Raw genomic sequence first — 26,974 nt, 5'->3', positions numbered from 1 at the left:
CGGGAAGGGTGAGCGGGATGAGCGGTGCGAGTGAGGGGAACGGCACGGCACGGGAGCGGCTGCTGGACGAGCTGTCCGCCGTCTCCCGCCGGTATCTGGCCTCCTACGCCCTGTTCACGCAGGCCGCCGCCGACCGCCTGGGCCTGCACCCGACCGATCTGCAGTGCCTGAGCCTGCTCGTGCTGGAGGACGGGGGGCCGGTGACGGCCGGCCGGATCGCCGAGCTGACCGGGCTGACGACCGGTTCGGCGACACGGCTGGTGGACCGGCTGGAGAGGGCGGGGTACGTCGTCCGGGAGCGGGACGCGGCCGACCGGCGGCGGGTGCTGGTGGCGACGGTTCCGGAGAAGATCGCCGAGTTCCGGCGGACGTGGGAGCGGTTGGGCGACGGCTGGGTGGGACTCTTCGACGATCTGGACGAGTCGCAGCTCACGCTGCTCGTCGCCCACCTGCGGCGGACGGCGGAGTTCAGTACGGCCCAGGTGGCGCGGTTGCGGGCCGAGGGCGTCTAGCCGTCGGCGGCCGGAGCGGGTTTCCGCCCTACCGGGGGTTACGGAATACAACCGACGGGGGCATCGTTCGACGGTTATAGTTGAACGGTCAACAACTGGAGGTTGAGCGACCATGCAGTTCGGGATCTTCACCGTCGGCGACGTCACGCCGGACCCGACGACGGGCCGTACGCCGACCGAGCGCGAGCGGATCAAGGCCATGGTCGCCATCGCGCTGAAGGCCGAGGAGGCCGGTCTCGACGTCTTCGCCACCGGCGAGCACCACAACCCGCCGTTCGTCCCGTCCTCGCCGACCACGATGCTCGGCTACATCGCCGCGCAGACCGAGCGGCTGATCCTGTCCACGTCCACCACGCTGATCACCACCAACGACCCGGTGAAGATCGCCGAGGACTACGCGATGCTCCAGCACCTGGCCGACGGCCGGGTGGACCTGATGATGGGGCGCGGCAACACCGGCCCGGTCTACCCCTGGTTCGGCAAGGACATCCGCGAGGGCATCAACCTCGCCGTCGAGAACTACGCCCTGCTGCACCGGCTGTGGCGCGAGGACGTGGTGAACTGGGAGGGCAAGTTCCGCACCCCGCTGCAGGGCTTCACCTCCACCCCGCGCCCGCTGGACGGCGTGGCGCCCTTCGTGTGGCACGGCTCCATCCGCTCCCCGGAGATCGCCGAGCAGGCCGCGTACTACGGTGACGGCTTCTTCCACAACAACATCTTCTGGCCCGCCGAGCACACCAAGCGCATGGTCGAGCTGTACCGCGCCCGCTACGCCCACTACGGGCACGGCACCCCCGAGCAGGCGATCGTCGGGCTCGGCGGGCAGGTGTTCATGCGGAAGAACTCCCAGGACGCGGTGCGCGAGTTCCGCCCCTACTTCGACGTGGCCCCCGTCTACGGGCACGGGCCGTCGCTGGAGGAGTTCACCGCGCAGACGCCGCTGACCGTCGGCTCCCCGCAGCAGGTGATCGAGAAGACCCTGTCCTTCCGCGAGTACGCCGGCGACTACCAGCGCCAGCTCTTCCTCATCGATCACGCCGGGCTGCCCCTGAAGACCGTGCTGGAGCAGATCGACCTGCTCGGCGAGGAGGTCGTACCGGTGCTGCGCAAGGAGTTCGCGATCGGCCGCCCGGCGAATGTGCCGGACGCCCCGACCCACGCCTCGTTGCTGGCGGCGGCCAGGCCGCGGCCCGAGGGCACCGGGGAGGCGGCCGCGTGATGAGGCTCGTCGTCGTCTCGGCGGGGCTGGGCGTCCCGTCCTCCACGCGGCTGCTGGGCGACCGGCTGGCCGCCGCCGTCGCCGGCCGGGCCTCCGCGGAGGTCCGGGTGGTGGAGGTGCGCGACCTCGCCGTGGAGATCGCCCACAACTTCACCAGCGGATTCCCGGGACGGAACCTGTCCGCCGCGTTCGACGAGGTCGCGGCCGCCGATGGCCTGATCGTCGTCACCCCGGTCGTGCCGGAGGCGCGCCTCGACGTGGCCTCGGCCTCGTACAGCGGGCTGTTCAAGTCGTTCTTCGACACCCTCAGTGTGCACGACGAGGACGCGCTCGCCGGGAAGCCGGTGCTGATCGCCGCGACCGGCGGCACCGCCCGGCACTCGCTGGTGCTGGACCACGCGCTGCGCCCGCTCTTCGCCCACCTGAAGGCCGTCGTCGTCCCGACCGGCGTCTACGCCGCCTCCGAGGACTGGGGCGCCGGGGGACTGGACGGGCGGATCGAGCGGGCCGCGGGGGAACTGGCGGCGCTGATGCGGGGCACGGCGGCGGAGCACGCGGCCGGGCGGGCGCCGGAGGTGGTCCCGTTCGAGGAACGGCTCGCGGCGCTGCGGGCGGCCACCGACGGGTGAGGGCCGTCGGGTGAGAGAGCGGTAGGCAAGAAGGGCGGCCGGGGGAGTCCGGGCCGCGCGCCGCGCCGCCCGGTGCCTTGGCAGACTGGACGCGTGCCCCAGACTGCCCAGACCGTTCTGCTCGCCGAGGACGACCGCGCCATCCGCCACGCCCTGGAACGGGCCCTCACCCTGGAGGGTTACCAGGTCACGGCGGTCGCCGACGGCACCGAGGCGCTGGCGCAGGCCCGGCGCGGCCGCCCCGACGTGCTCGTGCTGGACGTGATGATGCCCGGCCTCGACGGCCTGGAGGTCTGCCGGGCCCTGCGCGCGGAGGGCGACCGCACGCCGATCCTGATGCTGACGGCGCTCGTGGAGACCGCCGACCGGATCGCCGGACTGGACGCGGGCGCCGACGACTACGTCGTCAAGCCGTTCGACGTCGAGGAGGTCTTCGCCCGGCTGCGCGCCCTGCTGCGCCGCGCCGGCCCGGCGGACGCGGGCGGCTACGGCCCGCCCGGCGACGTACCGGGAGCGCCGCACCCGCCGGCGGCACCGTCCCCGGGCGCGCCGCAGGCACCGGGCGCGACCCGGCAGGAGGCCGGGCAGGCGGCCGGGCAGGTCGGCGACCGGGCCGCCGCCGAGCGGCCCGTCGAGGCGGCCGGGCTGCGCATGGACCTGCGGGCCCGCCGTGCCTGGCGGGGCGGGCGGGAGCTGGAGCTGACCCGCACCGAGTTCGAGCTGCTGGCGCTGCTGGTGCGCAACGCGGGCATCGTGCTCGACCACTCCACCATCTACGACCGCATCTGGGGCTACGACTTCGGCCCCGGCTCGAAGAACCTGGCCGTGTACGTCGGCTACCTGCGCCGCAAGCTGGACGAGCCGGGCGCGCCGAGGCTGATCCACACGGTGCGCGGCGTGGGTTACGTCCTGCGGGAGGGCTGAGTGGGCGGTCCGGGCCGCGCCCGGCGGCCCCGGCTGCTGTCGCTGCGGACGACGTTCGCGGTGTCGTTCGCGACCGTCGCCGCCGCGGTCACGGTCCTCGTCGGCGTGCTGTCGTACAACGCCGCCGCCCGCCTGGTCCGCGTGGACCACGAGACCGTCTTCGGACAGGTCGTGCAGGACCTGCGGGGCGAGGTCCGGCAGATCCGGATGACCCCCGCCGACTTCTCCTCCACCGCGCCCGGCCACGACCTCGTGCGCCCCGCCCGTACGGACGTGCAGGTGCTCGGCCCGGACGGCACCGTCTCCGACCCCTCCAGCCCGCGGCTGCCCGTCACCGCCGCCGACCGCGCCACGGCACGCGCCGCGACGGCCGGGCGGATCGTCCAGCACAAGGACGTCCACGTCGGCGACGGCGTCTACCGCATCGCGACCGTCGCCCTCGGCGACGGGCGGGGCGCGGTGCAGGTGGCGCAGGAGTTCAGCGACACCGAGGAGCTGCTGCGGGCGCTCCAGCGGCGGACCCTGCTCCTGATGGCGGCGGTCGTCACCGCCGCCGGCCTGTTCGGCTGGTGGCTGGCCCGGCGCATCACCCGCCGCCTGGTGGCCCTGACCGCCGCCGCCGAGGACGTCGCCCGCACCCGCCGCCTCGGCATCCAGGTCCCGGTCACCGGCTACGACGAGGTGGGCCGCCTCGGCCGCGCCTTCGACCGCATGCTGGGCCGCCTCGCCCAGTCCGAGGAGGACCAGCGCCGCCTGGTCCAGGACGCCGGCCACGAACTGCGCACCCCGCTGACCTCCCTGCGCACCAACATCTCGCTGCTGCGCCGCATCGACGAACTCCCGCCCGAGGCCCGCGAGGAACTGGTCGCCGACCTCGGCCAGGAGGCCCGCGAACTGACCGACCTGGTCAACGAGCTGGTCGACCTGGCGGCCGGCCAGTCCGACACCGAGCCGGCGCGGCGCGTGGACCTCGCCGAGCTCGCCCGGGAGGTCGCGGTGCCGGTCCGCCGCCGTACCGGACGGAAGATCACGGTCCGGGCGAGCGGCGAGACGGCGGCCGTCGGCCGCCCCGGCATGCTGACCCGCGCGCTGTCCAACCTGGTGGAGAACGCGGCCAAGTTCGACCACGGCGGCACGGCGCCCATCGAGATCGCCGTCGCCGGGCCCGCCCGGCCCGGCCCGGTCCGCATCGAGGTCCTCGACCGCGGCCCCGGCATCGCCGACGCCGACTTGGACCGCGTCTTCGACCGCTTCTACCGCGCCGCCGACGCCCGCTCCCTGCCCGGCTCGGGCCTCGGCCTGTCCATCGTGCGGGAGGTGGCGCTCGCGCACGGGGGAGCGCCGTTCGCACACCGGCGGGACGGGGGCGGCTCGGTGATCGGGTTCACGGTGGGCGCGGGGATGCCGGAGGAGGACGAGGGCGAGGGTGAGGTGTGAGAGGCGCGTGCGTCCGTACGAGCCCTTCCGGTCGCCCGGTCGCCCGGTCGCCCGGTCGCCCGGTCGCGGGCCCGTCAGGGGCCGGACGCCCGCCACTCCGCCGCGTAGTCGTCGAAGATCCGGCGCAGATGGTGCCCGATCTTGAGGTAGTCCAGGTCGTCGAGGTTGGCGAGCGAGACCCGCACCGACCATTCCGGCCCGTCGAAGCCGCCGCCGTTGAGGAGGACCACACCGGTCTGCTCGGCGAGGCGGAACAGCGGGTCGACGGGCTCGTAGGTGGCGGCGAGGTAGACGGCGAACTCCTTGCCGTGGACGCGCTGGGCCTCCGCCAGCAGGTCCAGTTCGACGTAGTAGCCCGCCCGCAGCGGATCCTCGGCGATCTTCATGCGGGCCCCTTCGAGGAGCAGCCCGAGGCGCTGGCGGACGATGTCGCGGACCTTGTGCTTGTACGCCCGGCCCTCCTCCAGCAGGGCGAACAGCGAGAACAGCGCCATCATCGCCTGCTGCGGCAGGGACAGCCCGGCGGTGTGGTTCAGGGCCACCTGGCGGGAGTCGGCGACCAGCCGGTCGATGAACCGGATCCGCTCCGGCTCCAGCGACAGGGACCCGTACCTGCGGGCCAGGCGGTCCTTCTCCGGCTGCGGCAGGGCGGCGATCATCTCGTCCACGACGTTGTCGTCGTGCAGCCCGATCACGCCGAGCCGCCAGCCGGTGGCGCCGTAGTGCTTGGAGTACGAGTACACCAGCAGCGTGTTGCGCGGCAGCTCGGCGGCGAGCGAGCGGAAGCCCTCGACGAAGGTGCCGTAGACGTCGTCCGTGACGACGATCAGGCGCGGGTTGTCGGTGGCGACGATGTCCTTGATCTGCCGCACGGCGCGGTCGCCCAGGGCGAGGGAGGGCGGGTTGGACGGGTTGACCAGGCAGACCAGCTTGACGGACGGGTCCGCCAGCTTGGCGATCTCCTCGGGCGGGTAGCGCCACTCGCGCACGCCGGTCTCGGCCATCCGGCTGGCGTTGACGTGCACGACGTCGAACGCGTACCGGTCCAGCTCGGGGATCTCGATGTACGGCGTGAAGACCGGCACCATCAGCGCGATCCGGTCGCCCCTGGCCAGCAGGCCGTTCTGCATCAGGGAGTCGAAGACGTAGCACATGGCGGCCGTGCCGCCCTCGGTGGCGAACAGGCTGAGCCGGTCGCCCTCGACGGGGCGCCCGGCGAACAGCTCCTCGGCGAGGTAGACGCGGACGATCTCCTCGGTGTGCGGCAGGATGCGGTCCGGTACGGGGTAGTTGTCGGCGATCGCCGAGTCCGCGAGCTCGTGCACGAAGGCGTCCTCGTCGAACCCGAACCGGTCCAGGGCGTGGGCGACGCACCGCTGGAGCAGGTCCACGCCGGGCAGCGCGGGGTGACGGCGCACGAAGGTGTCGAAGCGGCCCTTGGCACCGTGCCGCTCCGGCATGCCGCCGAGGTTGTCGGCCGTCCACACCCGGCGCGACTCCTCCAGGGCGAAGTAGCCCAGCGCGTGGAACGCCTCGCGCGGCCCGGTGGCGACCCAGTTGGGGTTGCCGCGCCCGGCGTTGAGCATCTGCGCCGACGACTTGCCCTTCTGCCCCGGCCGGTGCTCCTGCGCATCGGTGGCGATCTCGATGAAGGTGTCCTTCAGCTCGAACGGGGACAGCTTCGCGAAGGACTGGATCTCCTCGCGGGAGAAGGTGCTCTTCGGCATGGCGGTGGCTCCTGTCCCTTCCCGCGTCAGCCGCCGAGGATGCCGACGAGGACCGGCCCGGTCAGCGGCAGCAGGAAGTTGGAGATCGTGTAGGTGATCGTGTAGCCGAGCAGCGGCACGGTGGACTGGGCGACCTGGCTGATCGCGGTGATCGCCGGGGTGGAGCACTGCTGGCCCGCGATCGCGCCGATCAGCAGCGGTTTCTCGATCTTCAGCAGTTTCAGGCCGACGACCAGCGAGAGCGTGGCGGGGATCAGCACCATCGCGATGCCCGCGAACGGCAGCAGGACGCCGTACTCCTTCAGCAGCGGCCACGCCTGCGGCCCCGACGTCAGGCCCGTACAGGCGATGAAGACCGCCAGGCCCATGTCCTTCAGGGTGGTCGCGGCCTGCGTGGGGAAGGCGCCGAAGGTCTGCCGCAGGGAGCGGAACCAGCCGAAGACCAGCCCGGAGATGAGGCAGCCCCCGCCGGTCCCGAGGGACAGCGGGACATCGCCGGCGTGGACGACGATCTGCCCGAGGAGCGATCCGGCGACGATGCCCAGACCGACGTAGACGAAGTCGGTGGCGTCGTTCCTGACCACCGCGCCGACCTTGCGCACCAGCCGGTCCAGCGCGGAGCGGGCGCCGACCAGGGTGAGCACGTCACCGCGGGCCAGGACCGTCTCGCCGGTGGCCGGCAGCCGCTGGTCGTTGCGGACGACCTCGGTGACGTACGCGCCGGACGACACCAGTTCCGGGTGGCGGGCGCGCAGCTGGTCGATGGTCAGCCCGGTGGTGGACTTCTCGGTGACGGCGACCTGCCGGGTGGCCAGCGGGGTGTCCACGCCGGGAATGCCGTTGGTCTCCGGGCCCAGGTGCCGGCCGGCGTCGATGACGGCGGAGCGGCGCCCGACCACCAGCACCAGGTCGGACAGCATCAGCTCCAGCCCGGGCTCCGGCGTCAGGAGCCGGCTGCCGCGCTTGACCGCCTCCACGGTGACCAGGCCCCCGGCGGCCCGCTGCACCTCGTCGACGGTCCGGCCGTCCCCGGTGGTCACCAGGTACGTCCGTCCCACGATGCCGGTCAGCCCCGGCACCTCGTCGGCCTCCAGGGCGCCGGTGCCGCCGCGCGTCCGCTCCCACAGCCGGCGCGACGCCTCCCGCAGGTCGATGCGGAGCAGCATCGGCATGATCTGGCTGCTGTACAGCACGATCGTGATGAGCCCGAACAGGTAGCAGACCGTGTACGCGGTGGCGACGTTCCCCTGCCACGCGCCGATCTGGTCCGCGGTCGGCCCGGTGAGCTTGCCGATCGACTCGGTGGCCGTGCCCACCACCGCCGACTCGGTCGCGGCACCGGCCAGGATGCCCGACGCGGTCCCGACGTCGAGGTCGAACACCTCCGCCAGCGCCAGCGCGATCCCGACCACGCAGACCAGCTCGATCAGGCACAGCACTCCGAACCGCAGCCCCTTGCGGTTGAGGTTGGCGAAGAACTGCGGTCCGGCCATGTAGCCCAGCGCGAAGATGAACAGCGCGAAGAACACCGTCTTCACGTCGTCGGCGACCTTGACCTTCGTCCAGGCGCCCAGCAGCAGCGCCACGATCAGCGTCCCGGCGATCCCGCCGAGCGCGATGGGGCCGGCGCGTACCTTGCCGACCAGGTAGCCGGCGGCCAGGCACAGGAAGAGAGCGAGCTCGGGGTGGTCGCGGATGACTCCCATGGGACCTCGGAACCTCGGCGGGGGACGGCCCGGACGGGCCGCTCGCCCGGGGCTTCGAGCTTGGCGCGGGGCGGGGGGCGTCACCAGTCGTGGGGGCCGTTCGGGGCAGGCCGGGGGCAGGTCGGGGGCGCGGTCGGACCACGGCCGGAAAGGGGCCGTCGAGTGTCCGCGAGGGCTCGCCGAGGGTCCGTTGAGGGTTCGGCGTACGGGGTCCGCCCGTTCAGCTCACGAGGTCGGCGCAGTGGGTTCCCCGACGCCGCGCTGTCACAGACCACAGGAGGCCCGGAGGGTGCGTTGGAGCACTCCTCCGGGCCCCGATCGCCCGCGTGGTGGTGCGGGTCAGTGGTAGGCGTGGACGACGGCGTGGCCCTTGCCGCGGCCGATCATCCACTTGTTGACCGGCGTGGTGATCACGAAGGCGACGGCGAAGCCGCCGAGCAGGGCGTACCAGAACAGTCCGTCCGACAGGTGCGCGTCCATCGCTCCCGGCGTCAGCGCGATGATCCCGTTGTCGACCAGTTCCATCACCGCGATGGAGACGGTGTCGGCGGCCAGTGCGACCTTGATCGCGGCCTTCGGGGACACCCCGGCGCGGACCACCGCGAAGAGGGTGAAGGAGTAGCCGAAGACGAACGCCAGGGCGATGGCCAGGGCCATGGTCGGTACGTTGCCCCACATCAGGGCGGTGCCGATGACCATGCCGAGGATCTCGCCGATGGCGCACCCGGTGAGGCAGTGCAGCGTCGCCTTCATCGCCGTCGCCCAGGTCGTGCCGTGCGCGTGGCCGTGGTGACTGTGGTGGCCCGCGTGGGCGCCGTGGTCGTGAGCGGTGTCCGGGTGGTGCGTGCTGTGGTCCATGACCTTCATCCCCATTCGACGTCCCGCGAGGGCCCTGGGCGGCCCCACAACCCGAACCATATACCCCCAGGGGGTATATGGCCATGGGGAATCCGCACCGGTTTCCGGCCGGCGGCCGAACATCCCGGGCCGGTCGGCGTCCGTACTGCGGATCAGGCCCGGGTACGCGGGCCGGGAGCGGGACGCGGTGGGTGCGGGGCGGGCGCCAGGGCCTGCCCCGCACCGACGGAATGCGGTCAGTTCTCGCCGAGCAGACGGTTCATCTGCTCGATCTCCGCGCTCTGCGAGGTGATGATCTCTGCGGCCATCTTCTTGGCCGGGGCGTAGGCGCCATCGGCCTGCTCGGTCTTCGCCATCCCGACCGCGCCTTCGTGATGCTTGACCATCATCTTCAGGAAGGCGGTGTCGAACGCCTCGCCCGAGGCGTTCTCGAGCGCGGTCATCTCCTCGGCCGTCATCATGCCGCCCATGCCGTGCGAGGAGTGGTCCATGGCGTCCTCGGCGGGCACCTCCTCGCCCCACGAGGCGAGCCAGCCGGAGAGCGTCTCGATCTCCGGGGCCTGGGCCTTCCTGATGTCCGCGGCGAGTTTCTTCACCTCGGCGGACCGCGCCCGCTCCGGCGCGAGATCGGCCATCTCGACGGCCTGGCGGTGGTGGGGGATCATCCCCTTCGCGAAGGCCACGTCGGCGGCGTTGTGCTGCCCCTGCGGCGCCGATGCCGATGCCGGGACCGACGCCGACGCGGACGGGGAAGCGGAGGCGTCGTGGCCGCTGTGTCCGGCCGGGCTGCCGCCGTCGCCGTCCCCGCCGCAGGCGGCCAGGACGAGGGCCGCCGCACCTGCGGCGACGACGACGGCTCCACGGCGGACGAGTGAACGCTTACGGATCATGGTGGTGCAACTCCTTGGCGCACGCCGTTCGCGGCGCGCGAGGGAAACGGATGTCAGGGCGCGCGAAAGCACGGCACCCGTCACCGGGATCACCGGAAACACAGAACATCACCGGAGATCACCGGGCACAGGGGTGCCGAGCGGGCCGCTCTAGATCCGCAGGAGCTGCAGCTCGGACAGGTCGGGCGGCGCCCGGCCGCCAAGAGGCGCCCCCGAGGCCGCCGCGGCGGGGGCAGGGGACGAGGGCGCGTCCGGCAGGGTGCCGGTCAGCGCGGGCGGCGTGTACGCCGAACCGATGCCGGCAGCCGCGCACGTCCCGTCGGCGTGGTCGAGATGACCCGGCCCGCCGTCCGGGTGCGCGCACCCCCCGCCCGCGTGCGGAACACCGTCCACCGCGGCCATCGCCATGTCGTGGCCGGCAGCCGTCTGTGCCGTCGGCACCACCCCGGGGGCGAGACCGTGCATGCCGAGCAGGCCGCCCAGCACCGCCGTCACCAGCAGCACGAGCAACCGCCCGCCCGGGCGGCTGTCTGCTCGGATGCTCCTGGTCACACGCCCATCGTACGAGCCGACACCGACACCGACACCGACGCCTCCGCGGAGGCCGAGGCAAATTCCGTACCCATGTGCTCTCGATGAGCCCCGGCGCGCCTGACGCCCCTCCCGGTCACGGAAAAGGGCGAGGCCCGAAGACCCCGCCCGCCACCGGAGAAACCCCTGAGGGAAACCCCTGCGGGGAAACCTCTGCGAGGGAACCTCGGCTCAGGGCCACACCAGGCAGTACGGCTGATGCCCCGCCTCGTGCAGCCGGTGCGAGAAGTCCTGCCACTCGTGCAGCAGCCGGTACACCGTGAACGCGTCCCGCGGCCCGCCCCGGTCCGGCACCGTCGACCAGATGAAGGCCGCCGCGCCCACCGTCTCCTCGCCGATGCCGCGCAGGGGGTCGACGACGGTCATGGGGAGTTTCACGACGGCGTAGTCGGGGTGCAGGACGACCAGCTCCAGCGGGGGCACCCGGTGCAGGGGGACGCCCTCGATGCCGGTGAGGACCATGGCAGCCATGGTCTCCGGCTTGATCTTGGTGAACATGCCGTTCATGCCGAGCTCGTCGCCGCCGAGTTCCTCGGGGCGCATCGAGATCGGGACGCGGGCCGCGGTCGCGCCGTCGGGCGCGCCGAAGTACTTGTAGGTCACCCCCACCCGGCCACCATTCCTGCTCTCCGCCCTCAGTCGGTCGGCCCCGTGATCGAGCCGGTCAGGCTCGACCGGTGTGCCGTGGGCCCGGCGTGCTTCGGTCGTTTCCTCCGCGTCGCGCCGGTGCCTTCCCCGCCGGGCGCGCCGAGGACCCAGGTCGCCGGTCCCCTCGCCCAGTCCGCCACCGCGATGCATATCTCCACCCGACTGCTTTTCTAGGACGCGTGGCCCCGGCCGCGCAACCCGATCATCGTGTCAGTGACCTCCCCCACGGCCGCGCGCCGAAACGTGCGGTGGAACATCTGTCCGCAGGAGGGCAGCCCCCGCACGCATGCCCGTGTGAACTCCGTGTATCGGCCTCCAGTCTTGCAGACGATGGGGCTCCGTGGCTGGTTGTCCGATCAGTGCCGCGACCACCGGTTCGCGGGCTCCCCGTCGCGCCGGTCCTCAGACCCCGTAGGCCCCGAATCCGTTCCCGTAGGCCCCGAGGCCGCTCCCGTACGCCACGAGGCCGCTCCCGTACGCCCCCGAAACCGTTCCCGTACGCCCCCGAAGCCGCCCCAAGCCGGGCCCGCGCCCCCCGCGCCCCGGTCCCGCCCGCCCCCCTGACCTACCCTGAGGAGGTCACTGGCAACCGGAACCCGAGAGGCCCGCGAAGCCCGAGACGCGCGAGAAGCCCGAGAAAGCAAGTCGGAGAAGGTCGGAGAAGTCGCAGGTCATGAGCGATCTGGCATATCCATACGAAGCCCCAGCCTCGCAGGCTCTGTTCGACCGCGCGGCGGCCGTCACGCCCGGCGGCGTGAACTCCCCGGTGCGGGCCTTCCGCGCCGTGGGCGGCACGCCCCGGTTCATGGTCTCCGGCACCGGGCCGTACCTGACCGACGCCGACGGGCGGGAGTACGTCGACCTGGTCTGCTCCTGGGGCCCGATGATCCTCGGGCACGCGCACCCCGAGGTGATCGCCGCCGTGCAGGACGCGGTCGCGCGCGGCACCTCCTTCGGCACGCCCGGTGAGGGCGAGGTCGCGCTCGCCGAGGAGATGGTGGCCCGGGTCGCGCCGCTGGAGCAGGTGCGGCTGGTGTCCAGCGGCACCGAGGCGACCATGTCGGCGATCCGGCTGGCCCGCGGCTTCACCCAGCGCTCCAAGGTGGTCAAGTTCGCCGGGTGCTACCACGGGCACGTCGACTCGCTGCTCGCCGCGGCCGGCAGCGGTGTGGCGACCTTCGCGCTGCCGGACACCCCGGGCGTCACCGGCGCCCAGGCCGGCGACACCATCGTCCTGCCCTACAACGACCTCGACGCGGTGCGCGCCGCCTTCGCCGCCCACCCCGGCGAGATCGCCTGCGTGATCACCGAGGCGTCGCCCGGCAACATGGGCGTCGTACCGCCGCTGCCCGGCTTCAACCAGGGGCTGAAGGACCTGTGCGCCGAGAACGGCGCGCTGTACATCTCCGACGAGGTGATGACCGGCTTCCGCACCAGCAAGGCGGGCTGGTTCGGCGTCGACGGCGTCGTCCCCGACCTGATGACCTTCGGCAAGGTGATGGGCGGCGGCTTCCCGGCCGCGGCCTTCGGCGGGCGCGCCGACGTCATGGCGCACCTCGCCCCGGCCGGCCCCGTCTACCAGGCGGGCACCCTCTCCGGGAACCCGGTCGCCACCGCCGCCGGCCTCGCCCAGCTGCGGCTGCTCGACGACGCGGCGTACGAGAAGGTGAACGCCGCCTCCGCGCAGATCCGGACCCTGGTGACCGAGGCGCTGAGCAAGGAGGGCGTGGCGCACACCCTGCAGACCGCCTCCAACATGTTCTCCGTCTTCTTCACCGACCGGCCGGTGCGCACCTACGAGGACGCCAAGACGCAGGAGGCGTTCCGCTTCAACGCCTTCTTCCACGCGATGCTCGCGCGCGGCGTCTACCTGCCGCCGTCGGCCTTCGAGTCCTGGTTCGTCTCCACCGCCCACGACGAGCGGGCGATCCAGCGGATCGCCGACGCGCTTCCGGCGGCGGCCCGGGCGGCGGCGGAGGCGACCGCGTGAGCACGGACGGCACCGGCTCCGGCGACAGCACCGGCACCGAGCGTGGCAAGGACATCACCGTCGTCCACCTGATGCGGCACGGGGAGGTCGAGAACCCCACCGGCATCCTGTACGGCCGCCTGCCCGGCTACCACCTGTCCGAGCTGGGCCGGCGCATGGCCGAGCGGGTCGCCGAGCACCTCGCCCCCCGCGACATCACGTACGTCGTCGCCTCCCCGCTGGAGCGGGCGCAGGAGACGGCGACGCCGATCGCCAAGGCGCACGGGCTGGACCTGGCCACCGACGAGCGGCTCATCGAGGCCGGCAACGTCTTCCAGGGCAAGACGTTCGGCGTCGGCGACGGCGCGCTGCGCCGCCCGGAGAACTGGAGGCACCTGGTCAACCCGTTCCGGCCGTCGTGGGGCGAGCCGTACGTCGACCAGGTGGTGCGCATGATGGGCGCGCTGGACGCGGCCAAGGACCGGGCGCGCGGCCACGAGGCGGTGCTGGTCAGCCACCAGCTCCCGATCTGGATCGTGCGCTCGTACGTCGAGCGGCGCCGCCTGTGGCACGACCCGCGCAAGCGGCAGTGCACGCTCGCGTCGCTGACGACGTTCACGTACCAGGGCGACCGGATCGTGTCCGTCGGCTACACCGAGCCGGCCCGCGACCTCGTCCCGGCCCACCTGCTGGCGGGCGCCAGGCCCGTCAAGGGGAAGGGCAAGGCGTACGGGGCGTAAGGAACGCGAGGGAGCTTAGTGAGCGCGGGGGAGCGCGGTGAGCGCGGCCGGGCCGCCCTGAACGCCGTATACGCACTGGTTTACGAGATTTCGTACTGATTTCCGGAACCTCCCCCTCCATCACGTCCTCTGACTGGGTGACCACCAGAGGACGTGACGAACGGGGATGCGATGCGCACTCTCTCCCGCAGGGGAATGCTCGGGCTCGGCGCGGGCGCCGCGGCCGCTGCCGGACTGGCCGGCTGCGGCTCCCACACGGTGACGGACGGGTCGCGGCACGCCGGCGGTTCCGGCGGCCGGCCGTCCGCGTCCGGCACCACCCCGCCGCCCGCCCGGCCCCTCGGCGACGGTTCCACGTCGTACACCGGCAAGCAGCCCCACCAGCCGGACGCGCCCGTGCCGCTGGAGCCGGGTCAGACCCCGCCGCAGTTCGTCGTCTTCTCCTGGGACGGGGCCGGCGAGGTCGGCAACGGCCTCTTCCCGCGCTTCCTCGACCTCGCCGGGGAGCACGGCGCGCACATGACCTTCTTCCTCTCGGGCCTGTACCTGCTGCCCGAGTCGAAGAAGCGCCTGTACGACCCGCCGAACAACCCGCGCGGCGCCTCCGACATCGGCTACCTCACCGACGCGCACATCAAGGAGACCCTGACGTACGTCCGCCGGGCCTGGCTGGAGGGCCACGAGATCGGCACCCACTTCAACGGGCACTTCTGCGGCGGTGCCGGCAGCGTCGCGCACTGGACGCCCGCGCAGTGGCGCAGCGAGATCGAGCAGGCGAAGTCCTTCGTGAAGGAGTGGCGGACCAACACCGGCTGGACCGGCCTGCCGTCCCTGCCCTTCGACTACGACAAGGAGCTCGTCGGCGGCCGTACGCCCTGCCTGCTCGGCCAGGAGAACCTGCTGCCCGTCGCCCGCGAGCTCGGCTGGCGCTACGACGCCTCCTCGCCCGGCGGCCGTCAGGTCTGGCCGGTCAAGCGGCGGGGGGTATGGGACCTGCCGTTGCAGCAGATACCTTTCCCCGGGCGTTCGTTCGAGGTCCTCTCGATGGACTACAACATGCTCGCCAACCAGTCGCTCAACTCCACCAAGGCGCCCGCCCACAACTACCCGGGCTGGCGCAGGCAGTCGGCGCAGGCGTACATCGCGGGCTTCAAGCGGGCGTACGAGACAAATCGGGCACCCTTCTTCATCGGCAACCACTTCGAGGAGTGGAACGGCGGCATCTACATGGACGCCGTGGAGGAGGCCCTGAAGCACATCGCGCGGGAGAGGGACAAGGGCGGGGACATCCGGCTGGTCTCCTTCCGGCAGTTCACCGACTGGCTGGACGTCCAGCGGCCGGAGACGCTGGCGAAGTGGCGCACCCTCGACGTGGGGCAGGCGCCGGCCGCGGGGTGGCGGCGGCTCTGACCGCCGTACGGGGGCGGCGGCCCTGGCGGCCGTACCGCGGAAACCGCTCTGAAATGCGGATTCCCGCCCGCGAGGGGGGTGCGAAAGATCCCCGGAACGGACATGCGAAACTTTTCACATGAGTGCCGCCAGCCGCGCCCCCCTGCGCTCGAACCGCGCCACCGCCCGCGTCCGCCGCCGCGCCGCCCTGGGCGCCGGTGCCGCCGTGGCCGCGCTGCTCGTCTCCGCGTGCGGGTCCGGTGGGACCTCCGGCGGAGGCGGTGACACCCACTTCATCACCGGCTCCGACGGCATCGCCACGGTCGGCAAGGGCGAGCGGGCCGACGCCCCCGACCTGTCCGGCGAGACCGTCGACGGCAAGCAGCTCGACGTCGGCGACTACAAGGGCAAGGTCGTCGTCCTCAACGTGTGGGGCTCCTGGTGTCCGCCCTGCCGTGCCGAGGCCAAGAACTTCCAGAAGGTCTACGAGGACGTCAAGGACCAGGGCGTCCAGTTCGTCGGCATCAACACCCGCGACACCTCCACCGGACCGGCCCGCGCCTTCGAGAAGGAGTACGGGGTCACCTACCCGAGCCTGTACGACCCGACGGGCAAGCTGATGCTCCGCTTCGAGAAGGGCACGCTCAACCCGCAGGCCATCCCGTCCACGCTCGTCATCGACCGGGACGGGAAGATCGCCGCGCGCACCCTCCAGGCACTCAGCGAGGAGAAGCTGCGCTCGATGATCGAACCGGTTCTGGCGGAGAAGTGACGTGAGCGCACTGTCCACGCTGGCCGTGGAGGGCCCCAACGGCACGGTGCTCAACGGCGCCCTGCTGGTGGCCCTGCCGATCGCGCTCCTCGGCGGTCTCGTCTCCTTCTTCTCGCCCTGCGTCCTGCCCCTGGTCCCCGGCTACCTCTCCTATGTGACCGGGGTCACCGGCACCGATCTGGCGGAGGCCCGGCGCGGCCGGATGGTCGCGGGCGCCTCGCTCTTCGTCCTCGGTTTCACCGCCGTGTTCGTCTCCAGCGGGGCGCTGTTCGGCTACTTCGGCGAGACTCTCCAGGACAACCGGGGCGTCCTCACCAAGGTGCTGGGCGTGTTCATGATCCTCATGGGCGTGTTCTTCATGGGCCTGATGCCCTGGCTCACCCAGCGCGAGTTCCGCTTCCACAAGAAGCCCGTGAGCGGGCTGATCGGTGCCCCCGTGCTGGGCGCCCTGTTCGGCATCGGCTGGACACCGTGCATCGGCCCGACCCTGTCGTCGGTGCTGATCCTCTCCTCCGAGCAGGGCACCGCCGGCCGCGGCGCCATACTGACCGTCGCCTACTGCCTCGGCCTCGGCGTGCCCTTCGTGCTCGCCGCGGTCGCCTTCCGCAAGGCTCTCGGGGCCTTCGGCTGGGTCAAACGCCACTACGTCTGGGTGATGCGCGCCGGCGGCACGATGATGATCGTGACCGGTCTGCTGCTGCTGACCGGCGCGTGGGACAGCATCGTGCAGTCCATGCAGACCTGGTCCAACGGCTTCACTGTGGGGATCTGATGAGCAAGACCACGACCGACACGTCCCCGGCCGGCAAGACTCCGCCCGGCGAGGCCCCGGACGCCGCCGAGGACCAGGTCCAGGACCAGGACCTGAGCGCCGCCGGTTCGCAGCTGTCCACGGCCCCCGGCGAGGACGCCCCGAACCTGCCCTCCCTGGGCGTCATCGGCTGGGCCCGCTGGTTCTGGCGGCAGCTCACCTCGATGCGGGTGGCGCTGCTGCTGCTCCTGCTGCTGTCGCTGGGCGCGATCCCCGGCTCGCTGATCCCGCAGTCCGGCATCGACGCCACCAAGGTCGAGGACTTCCGGCAGCGGCACGAGACCCTCGCCCCGATCTACGACAAGCTCGGCCTCTTCCACGTCTACAGCTCGGTGTGGTTCTCCGCGATCTACATCCTGCTGTTCGTCTCCCTCATCGGCTGCATCGTGCCGCGCACCTGGCAGTTCGTCGGCCAGCTGCGCGGCCGCCCGCCGAAGGCCCCCAAGCGCCTGACCCGGCTGCCCGCCTACACCACCTGGCGCACCGAGGCCGAGCCCGAGCAGGTCCGCGAGGCCGCGCTCGCCCTGCTGAAGAAGCGCCGCTTCCGCGCCCACGCCACCGGTGACGCCGTCGCCGCCGAGAAGGGCTACCTGCGCGAGGTGGGCAACCTCGTCTTCCACATCGCGCTGATCGTGATGCTGGTCGCGTTCGCCTGGGGGCAGCTGTTCAAGTTCGAGGGCAACAAGCTGATCCTGGAGGGCGACGGCTTCGCCAACACCCTCACCCAGTACGACGACAAGAAGTCCGGCACCCTGTTCACGCCGGACGACCTGGAGCCGTTCAGCTTCACCCTGAAGGACTTCAAGGGCACCTACGAGGCAACCGGCCCCAACCGCGGCACCCCGCGCACCTACGAGGCGGACCTCACCTACAGCGTCGGCGCCTACGGCAAGGAGCGGAAGACCACCGTCAAGGTCAACAAGCCGCTGGAGATCGACGGCTCGAAGGTCTACCTCGTCAGCCACGGCTACGCGCCCGTCCTCACCGTCAGGGACGGCAAGGGCAACGTCGTCATGGACCGCGAGGCCGTGCCCCTGCTGCCGCTGGACGCCAACGTCACCTCCTCCGGCGCCGTCAAGGTGATGGACGGCTACCGCAACGCCCAGGGCAAGAAGGAACAGCTCGGCTTCAACGCCTTCTTCCTGCCGACCTACGGCGGGAAGGGAACGACGATGGTGTCCCGGTTCCCGGCGCTGATCAACCCGATGCTGGCGCTGTCCGCCTACCACGGCGACCTCGGCGTCGACTCCGGCATCCCGCAGAGCGTGTACCAGCTCGACCGGAAGAACCTGAAGGAGTTCAAGGACACCGACGGCGAGCTGTTCAAGAAGCAGCTCGCGATCGGCCAGACCATGACCCTTCCCGACGGCGCCGGCTCGGTCACCTTCGAGGGCGTCAAGGAGTGGGCGGGCTTCCAGGTCACCCGCCAGCCCGCCAGCGGCTGGGCGCTCGCCGGTGCCGTCGCCGCCATCCTCGGCCTCGCCGGCTCCCTGTTCATCCAGCGCCGCCGGGTGTGGGTGCGGGCCGTCAAGGGGGCCGACGGCGTCACCGTCGTCGAGATGGCCGGCCTCGGCCGCAGCGAGTCCGCCAAGGTGCCCGAGGAGCTCGGCGACCTCGCCGGGAGCCTCTACGAGCGGGCGCCCGGCGCCCCCGAACCCGACCCGTCCGATCCCCCGGAAACCCCCGACCCCGCAGCCGCACCTGCCGAGAGGGCTGAGCAGAAGTGACTCTCGCCGCCGCCACCGATCCGGCCGCCGTGACCCACCTGGCCGCAGCGACCAACGAGAACCTCGCGAGCATCAGCAACGTGCTGATCTACTCCGCGATGGCCGTCTACACCCTGGCGTTCTTCGCCTACATCGCGGAGTGGCTCTTCGGCAGCCGCAGCAAGGTCGGCCGCACCGCCGCCGCGCTCACCGCGCAGACGCAGGCGCGGTCCAAGGCCCCGGCCGTGACCGTGAAGAAGGCGGGCTCCACCGCCGTACTGGAGCGGCCCGAGGTCGTCGTACGGGCCGCGTCCGGCTCCCGCGACGTACCCGACGGGCCGGGCGCGCACGGCGGCACGGAGAAGGGCGACCTCTACGGCCGTATCGCCGTCTCCCTCAGCGTGCTCGGCTTCCTCGTCGAGTTCGGCGGCGTGCTCGCCCGGGCCCTGTCGGTGCAGCGGGCGCCGTGGGGCAACATGTACGAGTTCAACATCACCTTCTCCACGGTCGCCGTCGGCGTGTACCTCGCGCTGCTCGCCCTGAAGAAGAACGTCCGGTGGCTCGGCCTGCCCCTGACCACCACGGTCCTGCTCGACCTGGGCCTGGCCGTCACCGTCCTGTACACCGCCAGCGACCAGCTCGTCCCCGCCCTGCACTCGTACTGGCTGTACATCCACGTCTCCACGGCGATCTTCTGCGGCGCGGTGTTCTACGTGGGCGCGGTCGCCACGATCCTGTACCTGTTCAAGGACTCCTACGAGAACAAGATCGCCTCCGGCGGCACCCCGGGCCGGTTCGCCGACTCCGTCCTGGACCGGCTGCCGTCCGCGGCCTCCCTCGACAAGTTCTCCTACCGCGTCAACGCCGCCGTCTTCCCGCTGTGGACGTTCACGATCATCGCGGGCGCGATCTGGGCCGGTGACGCCTGGGGCCGCTACTGGGGCTGGGACCCCAAGGAGACCTGGTCCTTCATCACCTGGGTCGCCTACGCCTGCTACCTGCACGCCCGCGCCACCGCCGGCTGGAAGGGCCGCAAGGCCGCCTACCTGGCGCTGCTCGCCTTCGCCTGCTGGCTGTTCAACTACTACGGCGTGAACATCTTCGTCTCCGGCAAGCACTCCTACGCCGACGTGGGCCTCGGGGCGCTCCAGACCGTCGGGTTCTGAACTCCCCCTTTCCGCCCGAAAGGCCGGTTCCCGTGACCTGGGTCACGGGAACCGGCCTTCGCCGTACGGACAGGCAAGAGGACGTGGACACGAATCTGCGGACACGCATCCGCGCGGGGGACCACGACGCCTTCGGTGAGCTCTTCGACGCGTACGCACGCTCCGTCTACAACCACGCGTTCCGGCTCACCGGCGACTGGGCCACCGCCGAGGACGTCGTCTCGCTCACCTTCCTGGACGCCTGGCGGCTGCGGGAGCGGCTGGAGGCGGAGGGCGGGTCGGTACGGCCCTGGCTGCTGGGCATCGCCACCAACGTCGCTCGCAACACCCGCCGCGCCACCCGAAGACACGCCGCCGCCGTCGCCCGGCTGCCCCGCGACACCGCCGTGCGCGACCACGCCGACGAGGTGGCCGGGCGGGTGGACGACGCCGCCCAGCTGGCCCTCGTCCGCACCGCCCTGGCGGCGCTGCGGCGCACCGAGCGGGAGGTGCTGGCGCTGTGCGTCTGGTCGGGCCTGGACTACAAGGCCGCCGCCGAGGCGCTCGGGGTGCCCGTCGGCACCGTACGGTCCCGGCTCTCCCGCGCCCGAGCGAAACTCGCGAAGGTCACAAACCATATGGAACTCCCCGAATCCCACGGACAGATGAGAGGTGACCGCACCACCGCGGTCAGGCCCATCACGGAGGGAAACCGATGAACCGCCTTCCCGAGAGAGACCTCCCGCCGGGCCGTCACCGACTCCTGAAGGAGCATCTGATGACCGAGATCCGGCACACCGACCGTCCCGCTCCCGCCCGGAAACCGTCCGGGTGGCTGCGCCCCGCGCTGGTGGCGGGCGCCGCCGCGGCCGTCGTCGCGACCCTGACCGTCGCCCTGCCGTCCGGCGAATCCGCCCCGGCCACGTCGAAGGAGGCGGTGGCCCTGCTGGAGGACATCGCGCTGGCGGCGGAGAAGGCCGACGCGCCGACGGACATCCGGGACGACCAGTTCGTGTACATCAAGAGCAAGGGCGGCTGGACCGTGCAGCGGGGCGACGACGCGCCCGCCGAGCTCGAACCCGTCCACCAGCGCGAGGTCTGGCTGTCGGTGGACGGCTCGCGGGAGGGCATGCTGCACGACCCCTACGCCAAGTCCGACCACGAGCCGCTGGAGAAGCCGACCCCCGGCATCCCGTCCAACACCGACTACCGCCACCTCCAGACGCTCCCCACCGACCCCGACGAGATGTTCGAGTGGCTGAACAGCGTCAGCGAGGGCAGTGACAGCAAGGACGAGGCCAACTTCGTCCTCGTCGGCGACCTCGCCCGCGAGTCCCTGATGCCACCGGCCCAGGCCGCCGCCCTCTACCGGGCCGCGGCGAAGATCCGGGGGGTCTTCGTCGTCGACGACGCGGTCGACGCGGCGGGCCGGCACGGGATCGCGGTCGCCCGGGTCGACGACGGGGAGCGCGTCGAGCTGATCTTCGACAAGAAGACCAAGGAGTTCCTGGGCGAGCGGGAGGTGGCCGTCGAGGACCTGCCCTGGGGCTTCGAGAAGGGCGACGTGACCGGCCGGTTCGCCGTCCTGGAGCGCGCCGTGGTGGACAAGGCGGGTCAGCGCCCCTGACCACGTGCACATTCCCCGGCCGGGGGCCACGCTGGTGACATGACCGGAATGGCAGGAATGGCCGGATCCATCGCACAGGGCACCAGCCAGACCCACGGGAACACGCACATCCTGCACTTCCTGGTGCGGCTCCCCCGGCCCATGGAGAAGGTCTGGCCCGCGCTGGCCACCGAGGTCGGGCTCGCGGCCTGGTACACCCCGGCCGACGAGCTCGAACCCCGGCTGGGCGGCGCTGTCGTCCTGCGCGGGGTCGGGGCCGGGCGGATCACCGCCTGGGACGTGGACCGGGTCGCCGAGTACACGGTCGAGGGCGGCGGGCGCATCCGCTTCCACCTGGAGCGGGACGGGGAGGAGGGCACGGCGCTCCGCTTCACCCACGAGTTCGAGGGCGAGCGGGAGTCCGAGCAGCGCTGGCGGGCACGGTTCGAGCGGCTCGTCGAGCTGCTCGAACCCGGTCCGTAGTGTCCTTCCCGCTCCCCGGGACCCGCCTCGGCCGACGGTGAGCGCGCGTCCGGCCTCGCCCGTGGGCGGGCGTGCGGGCCGACCCGCCCCGGCCGGGTCATACCGGTGACGGCCCCGGCCCGCTCGCGCCCCCATCCCCATCCCCGTCCCCGTCCCTGCCCGCGTCCGCCCGGTCCGCGCCTTCGCGACCGCCGTGACCACCGTGACCGCCGTGACCGCCGTGACCACCGTGACCGCCGAGGCCGCCGAGATGGTCGAGATGGCCGAGGTAGTCGTCCAGGTGTCCGGCTCCCGCCACCATGGCCCGCGTACGGGCCGTCAGCGCCTCGCCCCTCGCCGCCAGCGCCGCCCGCAGGGCCTCGCTGCTGCCCTCGCGGCGCAGCCCCTCCAGCACGGGCCGGATCCGGTCCAGGAGGTGGTGACTGCGGCGCAGGGCGTGGATCAGGCGGGCGTCGCGGACGTCGGCCGGGCCGTACACGCGGTACCCGGTGCCACGCTCGCGGCCGGGCGTGAGCAGCCCGGCCGCCTCCCACACCCGCAGCGCGGAGGTCCGTACGCCCAGCAGGCGGGCCACCTCCCCGATGCGCAGGCCGCCCGCGCGGGGCAGCGGTCCGGGCTCCTGCCGGGCCGGTGGTGCCTCCAGCGCCTCGCGCGCGGCCCGCAGCGACTGCCGCTCCTCGTGCAGGGCGGCGTGCGCGGCGTCCACGAGGGCGAGGGCGCCGGGGACGTCACCGGCGTGCACGGCCCGCATGATGTCCGCCGCGGGCACCGGCCCGTATCCCCGCAGCAGCGCCCGGAAGGTGAGCAGGGCACGGCGGTGCACCTCCCGGAAGGTGCGGTAGCCGGACGCGGTGCGGGCGGCCGGCGGGAGGACGCCGGCGTCCTCGTAGTTGCGGATCTGCTGCGTCGAGACGCCGGCCAGGCGGGCCAGGTCCACGGAGCGGAGGCGGGGTTCGCCGGTCATGGCTGCACGGGCCTCACACGTCTCGTAGACGGAGGAGTTGCCGGGGCGCGCCTCACGCGCGGAGGAGTCCCCGGGCCTCAGGGCTCGTCGCGCCTGCGGTCCTCGTCGTCCCGCCTCTCCTCGCCCAGCGACTTCAGGAACTCGGGGTTGTCGTCGGGCGCGACCCACTGCCGCGACCGGCCGGCGCCGCCGCGCACCCCGGACCAGCCCTCGGCGGCGGGGCTGCGGGTCTTGCCCGCGATGATCCAGGAGACCGAGCCGACCAGCGGGAAGAGCAGCACGAGGATCGCCCACAGCGGCTTGGGCATGTGACGTACGTCCTCGTCCTTCGTGCTGATGCAGTCGATGAACGCGTAGACGCTCAACGCCAGCGGCACGAGGAACATCAGCACCCGGAGCATGGGCCTCTCCAGCGAAGGTCGTCGGGGCCGGGGGCGCGGCCCCCGGGTACAGGGTCAGGGTAGCGGCTCGGGGATACTGGACCCCATGGCTTACGACGATCTTCGCTCCCTGCTCAGGGCACTGGAGCGCGAGGGAGACCTCAAGCGCATCAAGGCCGAGGTCGACCCGTATCTGGAGGTCGGGGAGATCGTCGACCGGGTCAACAAGGCCGGCGGCCCCGCCCTGCTCTTCGAGAACGTGAAGGGCTCGTCGATGCCGCTGGCGATGAACGTCTTCGGCACCGACCGGCGGCTGCTGAAGGCGCTCGGCCTGAAGTCGTACGACGACATCTCCGACAAGATCGGCGGGCTGCTGAAGCCGGAGCTGCCGCACGGGTTCGTCGGCGTGCGCGAGGCGTTCGGCAAGCTCGGCGCGATGGCGCACGTGCCGCCGAAGAAGGTCAAGCCCGACAACGCCCCCGTGCAGGAGGTCGTCCTCACCGGCGACGACGTGGACCTGGACCGGCTGCCCGCCCTGTTCACCTGGCCCAAGGACGGCGGCTCCTTCTTCAACCTGGGCCTGACCCACACCAAGGACCCGGAGACGGGCGTCCGCAACCTCGGGCTGTACCGCCTCCAGCGCCACGACAAGCGCACCATCGGCATGCACTGGCAGATCCACAAGGACAGCCGCAACCACTACCAGGTCGCCGCCCGGCGCGGCGAGCGCCTGCCGGTCGCCATCGCCTTCGGCTGCCCGCCCGCCGTGACGTACGCCTCCACCGCCCCGCTCCCCGGCGACATCGACGAGTACCTGTTCGCCGGGTTCGTCGCGGGCAAGCGGATCGAGATGGTCGACTGCAAGACGGTCCCGCTCCAGGTCCCGGCGCAGGCGGAGGTCGTGCTGGAGGGCTGGCTGGAGCCCGGCGAGATGCTGCCCGAGGGCCCCTTCGGCGACCACACCGGCTTCTACACCCCGCAGGAGCCCTTCCCGGCGCTGACCATCGACTGCGTGACCATGCGCAGGCGCCCGCTGCTCCAGTCGATCGTCGTCGGCCGCCCGCCGACGGAGGACGGCCCGCTGGGCCGCGCGACCGAGCGTTTCTTCCTCCCCCTCCTCAAGATCATCGTGCCGGACATCGTGGACTACCACCTGCCCGAGGCGGGCGGCTTCCACAACTGCGCGATCGTCTCGATCGACAAGAAGTACCCCAAGCACGCCCAGAAGGTCATGCACGCCATCTGGGGCGCCCACATGATGTCCCTGACCAAGCTGATCGTCGTCGTGGACAGCGACTGCGACGTGCACGACCTGCACGAAGTCGCCTGGCGCGCGCTCGGCAACACGGACTACGCCCGGGACCTCACCGTCGTCGAAGGCCCCGTCGACCACCTCGACCACGCCTCCTACCAGCAGTTCTGGGGCGGCAAGGCGGGCATCGACGCCACGAAGAAGTGGCCCGAGGAGGGCTACACGCGCGACGGCGGCTGGCCCGACATGGTGGAGTCCGACCCCGAGACGGCGGCCAAGGTCAGCCGCCGCTGGAAGGAGTACGGCCTGTGAGTTCGGCTTCCGCGGCGATCCCGCAGCCGGGTCGCACCAGGGCGTTCCTGCGCCTGGTCATGATCGAGCACTCGGTGTTCGCGCTGCCCTTCGCCTACATCGCCACCCTCACCGCGATGCACCGGTGGGACGGGAACATCCACTGGGGCAGGCTGCTGCTGGTCACCGTCTGCATGGTGGGCCTGCGCACCTTCGCCATGGCCGTCAACCGGATCATCGACCGCGAGATCGACGCCCGCAACCCGCGCACCGCCCACCGCGAACTGGTCACCGGCGCGATGTCGGTCAGGCACGCCTGGACGGGCGCCCTGATCGCGCTGGCCGTCTTCCTCGGCGCGGCGGCCCTGCTCAACCCGCTCTGCCTCGCCCTCGCCCCCGTCGCGGTGATCCCGATGGTGGTCTACCCCTACGGCAAGCGGTTCACGAACTTCCCCCAGGCCATCCTCGGCCTCGCCCAGGCCATGGGCCCCATCGGCGGCTGGCTCGCCGTCACCGGCGAGTGGTCCTGGGAGGCGGTGATCCTCGGCCTCGCGGTCGGCGTCTGGATCGGCGGCTTCGACCTGATCTACGCCTGCCAGGACGTGGAGACCGACCGGGAGATCGGCGTGAAGTCGGTCCCGGCCCGCTTCGGCATCCCCGCCGCGATCCGGGGCGCCCGCGCCTGCCACACCGTCACCACCGCCCTGTTCGTCTGGTACGCCCTCGCCACCGGCGCCGGCGCCTTCTTCTGGCTCGGCCTGCTGATCGTCGCGGGCGCCTTCGTCTACGAGCACACGATCGTCCGCCCGAACGACCTGTCCCGCCTGAACCGGGCGTTCTTCTCCGTCAACGGCTTCATCGGCATCGCCCTGTTCGTGTGCGCGCTGCTGGATCTGCTGGTCCGGGGCCTGACCGTCTGATCCGGCGGCGGGCCCGAGACGTGCGAAGGGGGCGGCCGGTCCTGAAGACCGAGCCCGCCACCGGTACGCTCAAGACGTGAACGCAGGGGAAACGCAGCGCACGCCTTGGATCGTGGGGGTCTCCGGAGCATCCGGCACCCCATACGCCGCCGCCGTCCTGCGCGCCCTGCTCGCCGCCGGCGAGAGCGTCGACCTCGTCGTCAGCCGGGCCTCGCGGCTCACCCTGCTCGACGAGATCGGCCTCTCCTACCGGGACGCCCACTGGCGGGACGATCTGCGGGAATGGCTGGCGCGGGGGGCGGACGGCAAGCCGGACGCCTTCGACGTGGACCTCGCGGACGTACGGCACTGGAGCGCGGGCGACCTCGCCGCCGGGCCGTCCTCGGGGTCGTACCCCGCCAAGGGCATGATCATCGTGCCGGCGTCGACGGCGTGCGTGGCCGGAGTCGCTCTCGGACTCTCCAAGGACCTGCTCCAGCGAGCGGCGAGCGTCACCCTGAAGGAGAGGCGCACGCTGGTCGTGGCCGTCCGGGAGACCCCGTTGGACGGCCGGACCCTGAGGCACCTGGTGGCGCTGGACGACGCGGGCGCGGCCGTGGTGCCCGCCTCGCCGGCCTTCTACGCGGGGGCCACGCACATCCAGGACCTCGTGGACTTCGTCGCCGGGCGGGTCCTCGACGCGGCGGGCGTCGAGCACACGCTCTACCGGCGCTGGCGAGGGGAACTCGGCGGCGGGGCGCGTACGTCGGACTGAGCACCACCCACTGAGCACCACCACACCGGACACCACGCACCGAGGACCCCTCACCGAGCACCACTCACTGGACCCCACTCCCCGAGCACGACTTCACCGAGAACGACTTCACCGAGCACCACCTCCCCCCCCCACACGTTTCAGGAACTCCTCAGGTCTCACAGACCTCTTCAGCGGAAGGCTTCGATCGCATGGACGCGGTGGACAGGCAGCTCATCCAGGCCCTGAGGGAGAACGGCCGGGCCTCCTACGCGGAGCTGGGACGCCTCGTCGGACTGTCGGGACCCAGCGTCACCGACCGCATCAACCGGCTGGAGGCGGCCGGCGTCATCACCGGCTACCGGGCCACCGTGGACTCCGCCTCGCTCGGCCTCGGCGTCACCGCCCTCATCGGCATCTCGCTCTCCGACGCCGCCGACCACGAGGACGTCGCGCGCCGGCTGAAGGACCTGCCGGAGATCGAGGACTGCTGGTTCATCGCCGGCGACGACTCCTACATGCTCAAGGTGCGTGCCACCGACGTGGACGGCCTGGAGAAGATCATCCGCCGGCTCAGCGGCACCCGGGGTGTCTCCCGCACCCGTACCACCATCGTGCTGTCCACCAAGTGGGAGAACCGGGTGGGAGAGCTGCCCGAGGAGATGTAGGGCG

General features: G+C 72.0%; 26 protein-coding genes and 1 pseudogene. 19 read left to right on the top strand and 8 right to left on the bottom strand.

The features are described from left to right. The first annotated feature begins 17 nt into the window (after window positions 1–17). The 5 genes from ABZ340_RS03415 (at window position 18) to ABZ340_RS03395 (ending at window position 4,721) form a co-directional block, all read left to right on the top strand. On the top strand, window positions 18–512 hold the full coding sequence (locus ABZ340_RS03415; RefSeq protein WP_358780041.1) for a MarR family winged helix-turn-helix transcriptional regulator: 495 nt from the start codon (window positions 18–20) through the stop codon (window positions 510–512). 112 nt (window positions 513–624) lie between these two features. Then, a complete protein-coding gene (locus ABZ340_RS03410) occupies window positions 625–1,731 on the top strand; it encodes an LLM class flavin-dependent oxidoreductase (RefSeq protein WP_358780040.1) in 1,107 nt (368 codons plus the stop codon). Continuing rightward, entirely contained in the window at window positions 1,731–2,360 is a 630-nt protein-coding gene (locus ABZ340_RS03405) for a CE1759 family FMN reductase (protein ID WP_358780039.1), read from the top strand. Before ABZ340_RS03410 ends, ABZ340_RS03405 begins: the two co-directional genes overlap by 1 nt. A gap of 93 nt (window positions 2,361–2,453) precedes the next feature. Next, window positions 2,454–3,284: a response regulator transcription factor gene (locus ABZ340_RS03400; protein ID WP_358780038.1), complete on the top strand. Its 831-nt coding sequence runs from the start codon at window positions 2,454–2,456 to the stop codon at window positions 3,282–3,284. Continuing rightward, complete coding sequence (locus tag ABZ340_RS03395; RefSeq protein ID WP_358780037.1) at window positions 3,285–4,721, top strand: HAMP domain-containing sensor histidine kinase; 1,437 nt, start codon at window positions 3,285–3,287, stop codon at window positions 4,719–4,721. 74 nt (window positions 4,722–4,795) lie between these two features. On the opposite strand, the gene ABZ340_RS03390 is transcribed toward ABZ340_RS03395, so the two are convergent. From ABZ340_RS03390 to ABZ340_RS03365, 6 genes are all read right to left on the bottom strand, one after another. Continuing rightward, window positions 4,796–6,448, bottom strand: a complete 1,653-nt coding sequence (locus tag ABZ340_RS03390; RefSeq protein ID WP_358780036.1) for a bifunctional aspartate transaminase/aspartate 4-decarboxylase — start codon at window positions 6,446–6,448, stop codon at window positions 4,796–4,798. A gap of 26 nt (window positions 6,449–6,474) precedes the next feature. Then, a complete protein-coding gene (aspT, locus tag ABZ340_RS03385; protein WP_358780035.1) occupies window positions 6,475–8,154 on the bottom strand; it encodes an aspartate-alanine antiporter in 1,680 nt (559 codons plus the stop codon). Between the two features lie 339 nt (window positions 8,155–8,493). Continuing rightward, a complete protein-coding gene (locus ABZ340_RS03380) occupies window positions 8,494–9,012 on the bottom strand; it encodes a DUF4396 domain-containing protein (RefSeq protein WP_358780034.1) in 519 nt (172 codons plus the stop codon). 236 nt (window positions 9,013–9,248) lie between these two features. After that, window positions 9,249–9,902 carry a DUF305 domain-containing protein gene (locus tag ABZ340_RS03375; RefSeq protein WP_358780033.1) on the bottom strand — a complete coding sequence of 218 codons (654 nt, stop codon included), beginning with the start codon at window positions 9,900–9,902 and terminating at the stop codon, window positions 9,249–9,251. Window positions 9,903–10,052: 150 nt separating this feature from the next. Next, window positions 10,053–10,454 carry a DUF6153 family protein gene (locus ABZ340_RS03370; RefSeq protein WP_358780032.1) on the bottom strand — a complete coding sequence of 134 codons (402 nt, stop codon included), beginning with the start codon at window positions 10,452–10,454 and terminating at the stop codon, window positions 10,053–10,055. Window positions 10,455–10,664: 210 nt separating this feature from the next. After that, window positions 10,665–11,291 carry a hypothetical protein gene (locus ABZ340_RS03365; protein ID WP_358780031.1) on the bottom strand — a complete coding sequence of 209 codons (627 nt, stop codon included), beginning with the start codon at window positions 11,289–11,291 and terminating at the stop codon, window positions 10,665–10,667. 523 nt (window positions 11,292–11,814) lie between these two features. On the opposite strand from ABZ340_RS03365, the gene hemL reads away from it, so the two are divergent. From hemL to ABZ340_RS03315, 10 genes are all read left to right on the top strand, one after another. Then, window positions 11,815–13,131 carry a glutamate-1-semialdehyde 2,1-aminomutase gene (gene hemL / locus ABZ340_RS03360; protein ID WP_358780030.1) on the top strand — a complete coding sequence of 439 codons (1,317 nt, stop codon included), beginning with the start codon at window positions 11,815–11,817 and terminating at the stop codon, window positions 13,129–13,131. A 71-nt stretch (window positions 13,132–13,202) separates the two neighbouring features. Beyond that, entirely contained in the window at window positions 13,203–13,850 is a 648-nt protein-coding gene (locus ABZ340_RS03355; RefSeq protein WP_358780080.1) for a histidine phosphatase family protein, read from the top strand. A 195-nt stretch (window positions 13,851–14,045) separates the two neighbouring features. Continuing rightward, complete coding sequence (locus ABZ340_RS03350; protein ID WP_358780079.1) at window positions 14,046–15,260, top strand: hypothetical protein; 1,215 nt, start codon at window positions 14,046–14,048, stop codon at window positions 15,258–15,260. A gap of 118 nt (window positions 15,261–15,378) precedes the next feature. Beyond that, window positions 15,379–16,011, top strand: coding sequence for a TlpA disulfide reductase family protein (locus ABZ340_RS03345; protein WP_358780029.1), 633 nt, complete (start codon window positions 15,379–15,381; stop codon window positions 16,009–16,011). 1 nt (window position 16,012) lies between these two features. Then, complete coding sequence (locus tag ABZ340_RS03340; protein ID WP_358780028.1) at window positions 16,013–16,783, top strand: cytochrome c biogenesis protein CcdA; 771 nt, start codon at window positions 16,013–16,015, stop codon at window positions 16,781–16,783. After that, on the top strand, window positions 16,783–18,549 hold the full coding sequence (locus ABZ340_RS03335) for a cytochrome c biogenesis protein ResB (RefSeq protein ID WP_358780027.1): 1,767 nt from the start codon (window positions 16,783–16,785) through the stop codon (window positions 18,547–18,549). The genes ABZ340_RS03340 and ABZ340_RS03335 overlap by 1 nt, the downstream gene beginning before the upstream one ends. Next, entirely contained in the window at window positions 18,546–19,694 is a 1,149-nt protein-coding gene (ccsB, locus tag ABZ340_RS03330; RefSeq protein ID WP_358780026.1) for a c-type cytochrome biogenesis protein CcsB, read from the top strand. The genes ABZ340_RS03335 and ccsB overlap by 4 nt, the downstream gene beginning before the upstream one ends. An 83-nt stretch (window positions 19,695–19,777) precedes the next feature. After that, complete coding sequence (locus ABZ340_RS03325; protein ID WP_358780025.1) at window positions 19,778–20,392, top strand: RNA polymerase sigma factor; 615 nt, start codon at window positions 19,778–19,780, stop codon at window positions 20,390–20,392. After that, window positions 20,389–21,300, top strand: a complete 912-nt coding sequence (locus tag ABZ340_RS03320) for a CU044_5270 family protein (protein WP_358780024.1) — start codon at window positions 20,389–20,391, stop codon at window positions 21,298–21,300. Before ABZ340_RS03325 ends, ABZ340_RS03320 begins: the two co-directional genes overlap by 4 nt. A gap of 57 nt (window positions 21,301–21,357) precedes the next feature. Next, window positions 21,358–21,762 carry an SRPBCC domain-containing protein gene (locus ABZ340_RS03315; RefSeq protein ID WP_358780078.1) on the top strand — a complete coding sequence of 135 codons (405 nt, stop codon included), beginning with the start codon at window positions 21,358–21,360 and terminating at the stop codon, window positions 21,760–21,762. Window positions 21,763–22,027: 265 nt separating this feature from the next. On the opposite strand, the pseudogene ABZ340_RS03310 reads toward ABZ340_RS03315, so the two are convergent. Both ABZ340_RS03310 and ABZ340_RS03305 read right to left on the bottom strand, forming a co-directional pair. Continuing rightward, window positions 22,028–22,726 (bottom strand): annotated as a pseudogene (locus ABZ340_RS03310) (MerR family transcriptional regulator); the annotation flags it as partial. Window positions 22,727–22,803: 77 nt separating this feature from the next. Then, on the bottom strand, window positions 22,804–23,127 hold the full coding sequence (locus ABZ340_RS03305; protein WP_358780023.1) for a PLD nuclease N-terminal domain-containing protein: 324 nt from the start codon (window positions 23,125–23,127) through the stop codon (window positions 22,804–22,806). 85 nt (window positions 23,128–23,212) lie between these two features. Here ABZ340_RS03305 and ABZ340_RS03300 point away from each other — a divergent pair, with 85 nt between their 5' ends. From ABZ340_RS03300 to ABZ340_RS03285, 4 genes are all read left to right on the top strand, one after another. Continuing rightward, a complete protein-coding gene (locus ABZ340_RS03300; RefSeq protein ID WP_358780022.1) occupies window positions 23,213–24,670 on the top strand; it encodes a menaquinone biosynthesis decarboxylase in 1,458 nt (485 codons plus the stop codon). Then, complete coding sequence (gene mqnP, locus ABZ340_RS03295; RefSeq protein ID WP_358780021.1) at window positions 24,667–25,569, top strand: menaquinone biosynthesis prenyltransferase MqnP; 903 nt, start codon at window positions 24,667–24,669, stop codon at window positions 25,567–25,569. Before ABZ340_RS03300 ends, mqnP begins: the two co-directional genes overlap by 4 nt. A gap of 76 nt (window positions 25,570–25,645) precedes the next feature. Next, the gene (locus tag ABZ340_RS03290) at window positions 25,646–26,323 is read left to right on the top strand and encodes a UbiX family flavin prenyltransferase (protein WP_358780020.1); all 678 of its coding nucleotides are present in this window, start codon (window positions 25,646–25,648) and stop codon (window positions 26,321–26,323) included. Between the two features lie 191 nt (window positions 26,324–26,514). Beyond that, complete coding sequence (locus ABZ340_RS03285; RefSeq protein WP_358780019.1) at window positions 26,515–26,970, top strand: Lrp/AsnC family transcriptional regulator; 456 nt, start codon at window positions 26,515–26,517, stop codon at window positions 26,968–26,970. The last annotated feature ends 4 nt before the right edge of the window (window positions 26,971–26,974 follow it).

The sequence above is a fragment of the Streptomyces sp. NPDC006134 genome, from assembly GCF_040628835.1.
Taxonomy (GTDB): domain Bacteria; phylum Actinomycetota; class Actinomycetes; order Streptomycetales; family Streptomycetaceae; genus Streptomyces.
This window is presented reverse-complemented; position numbering and strand designations above follow the sequence as displayed.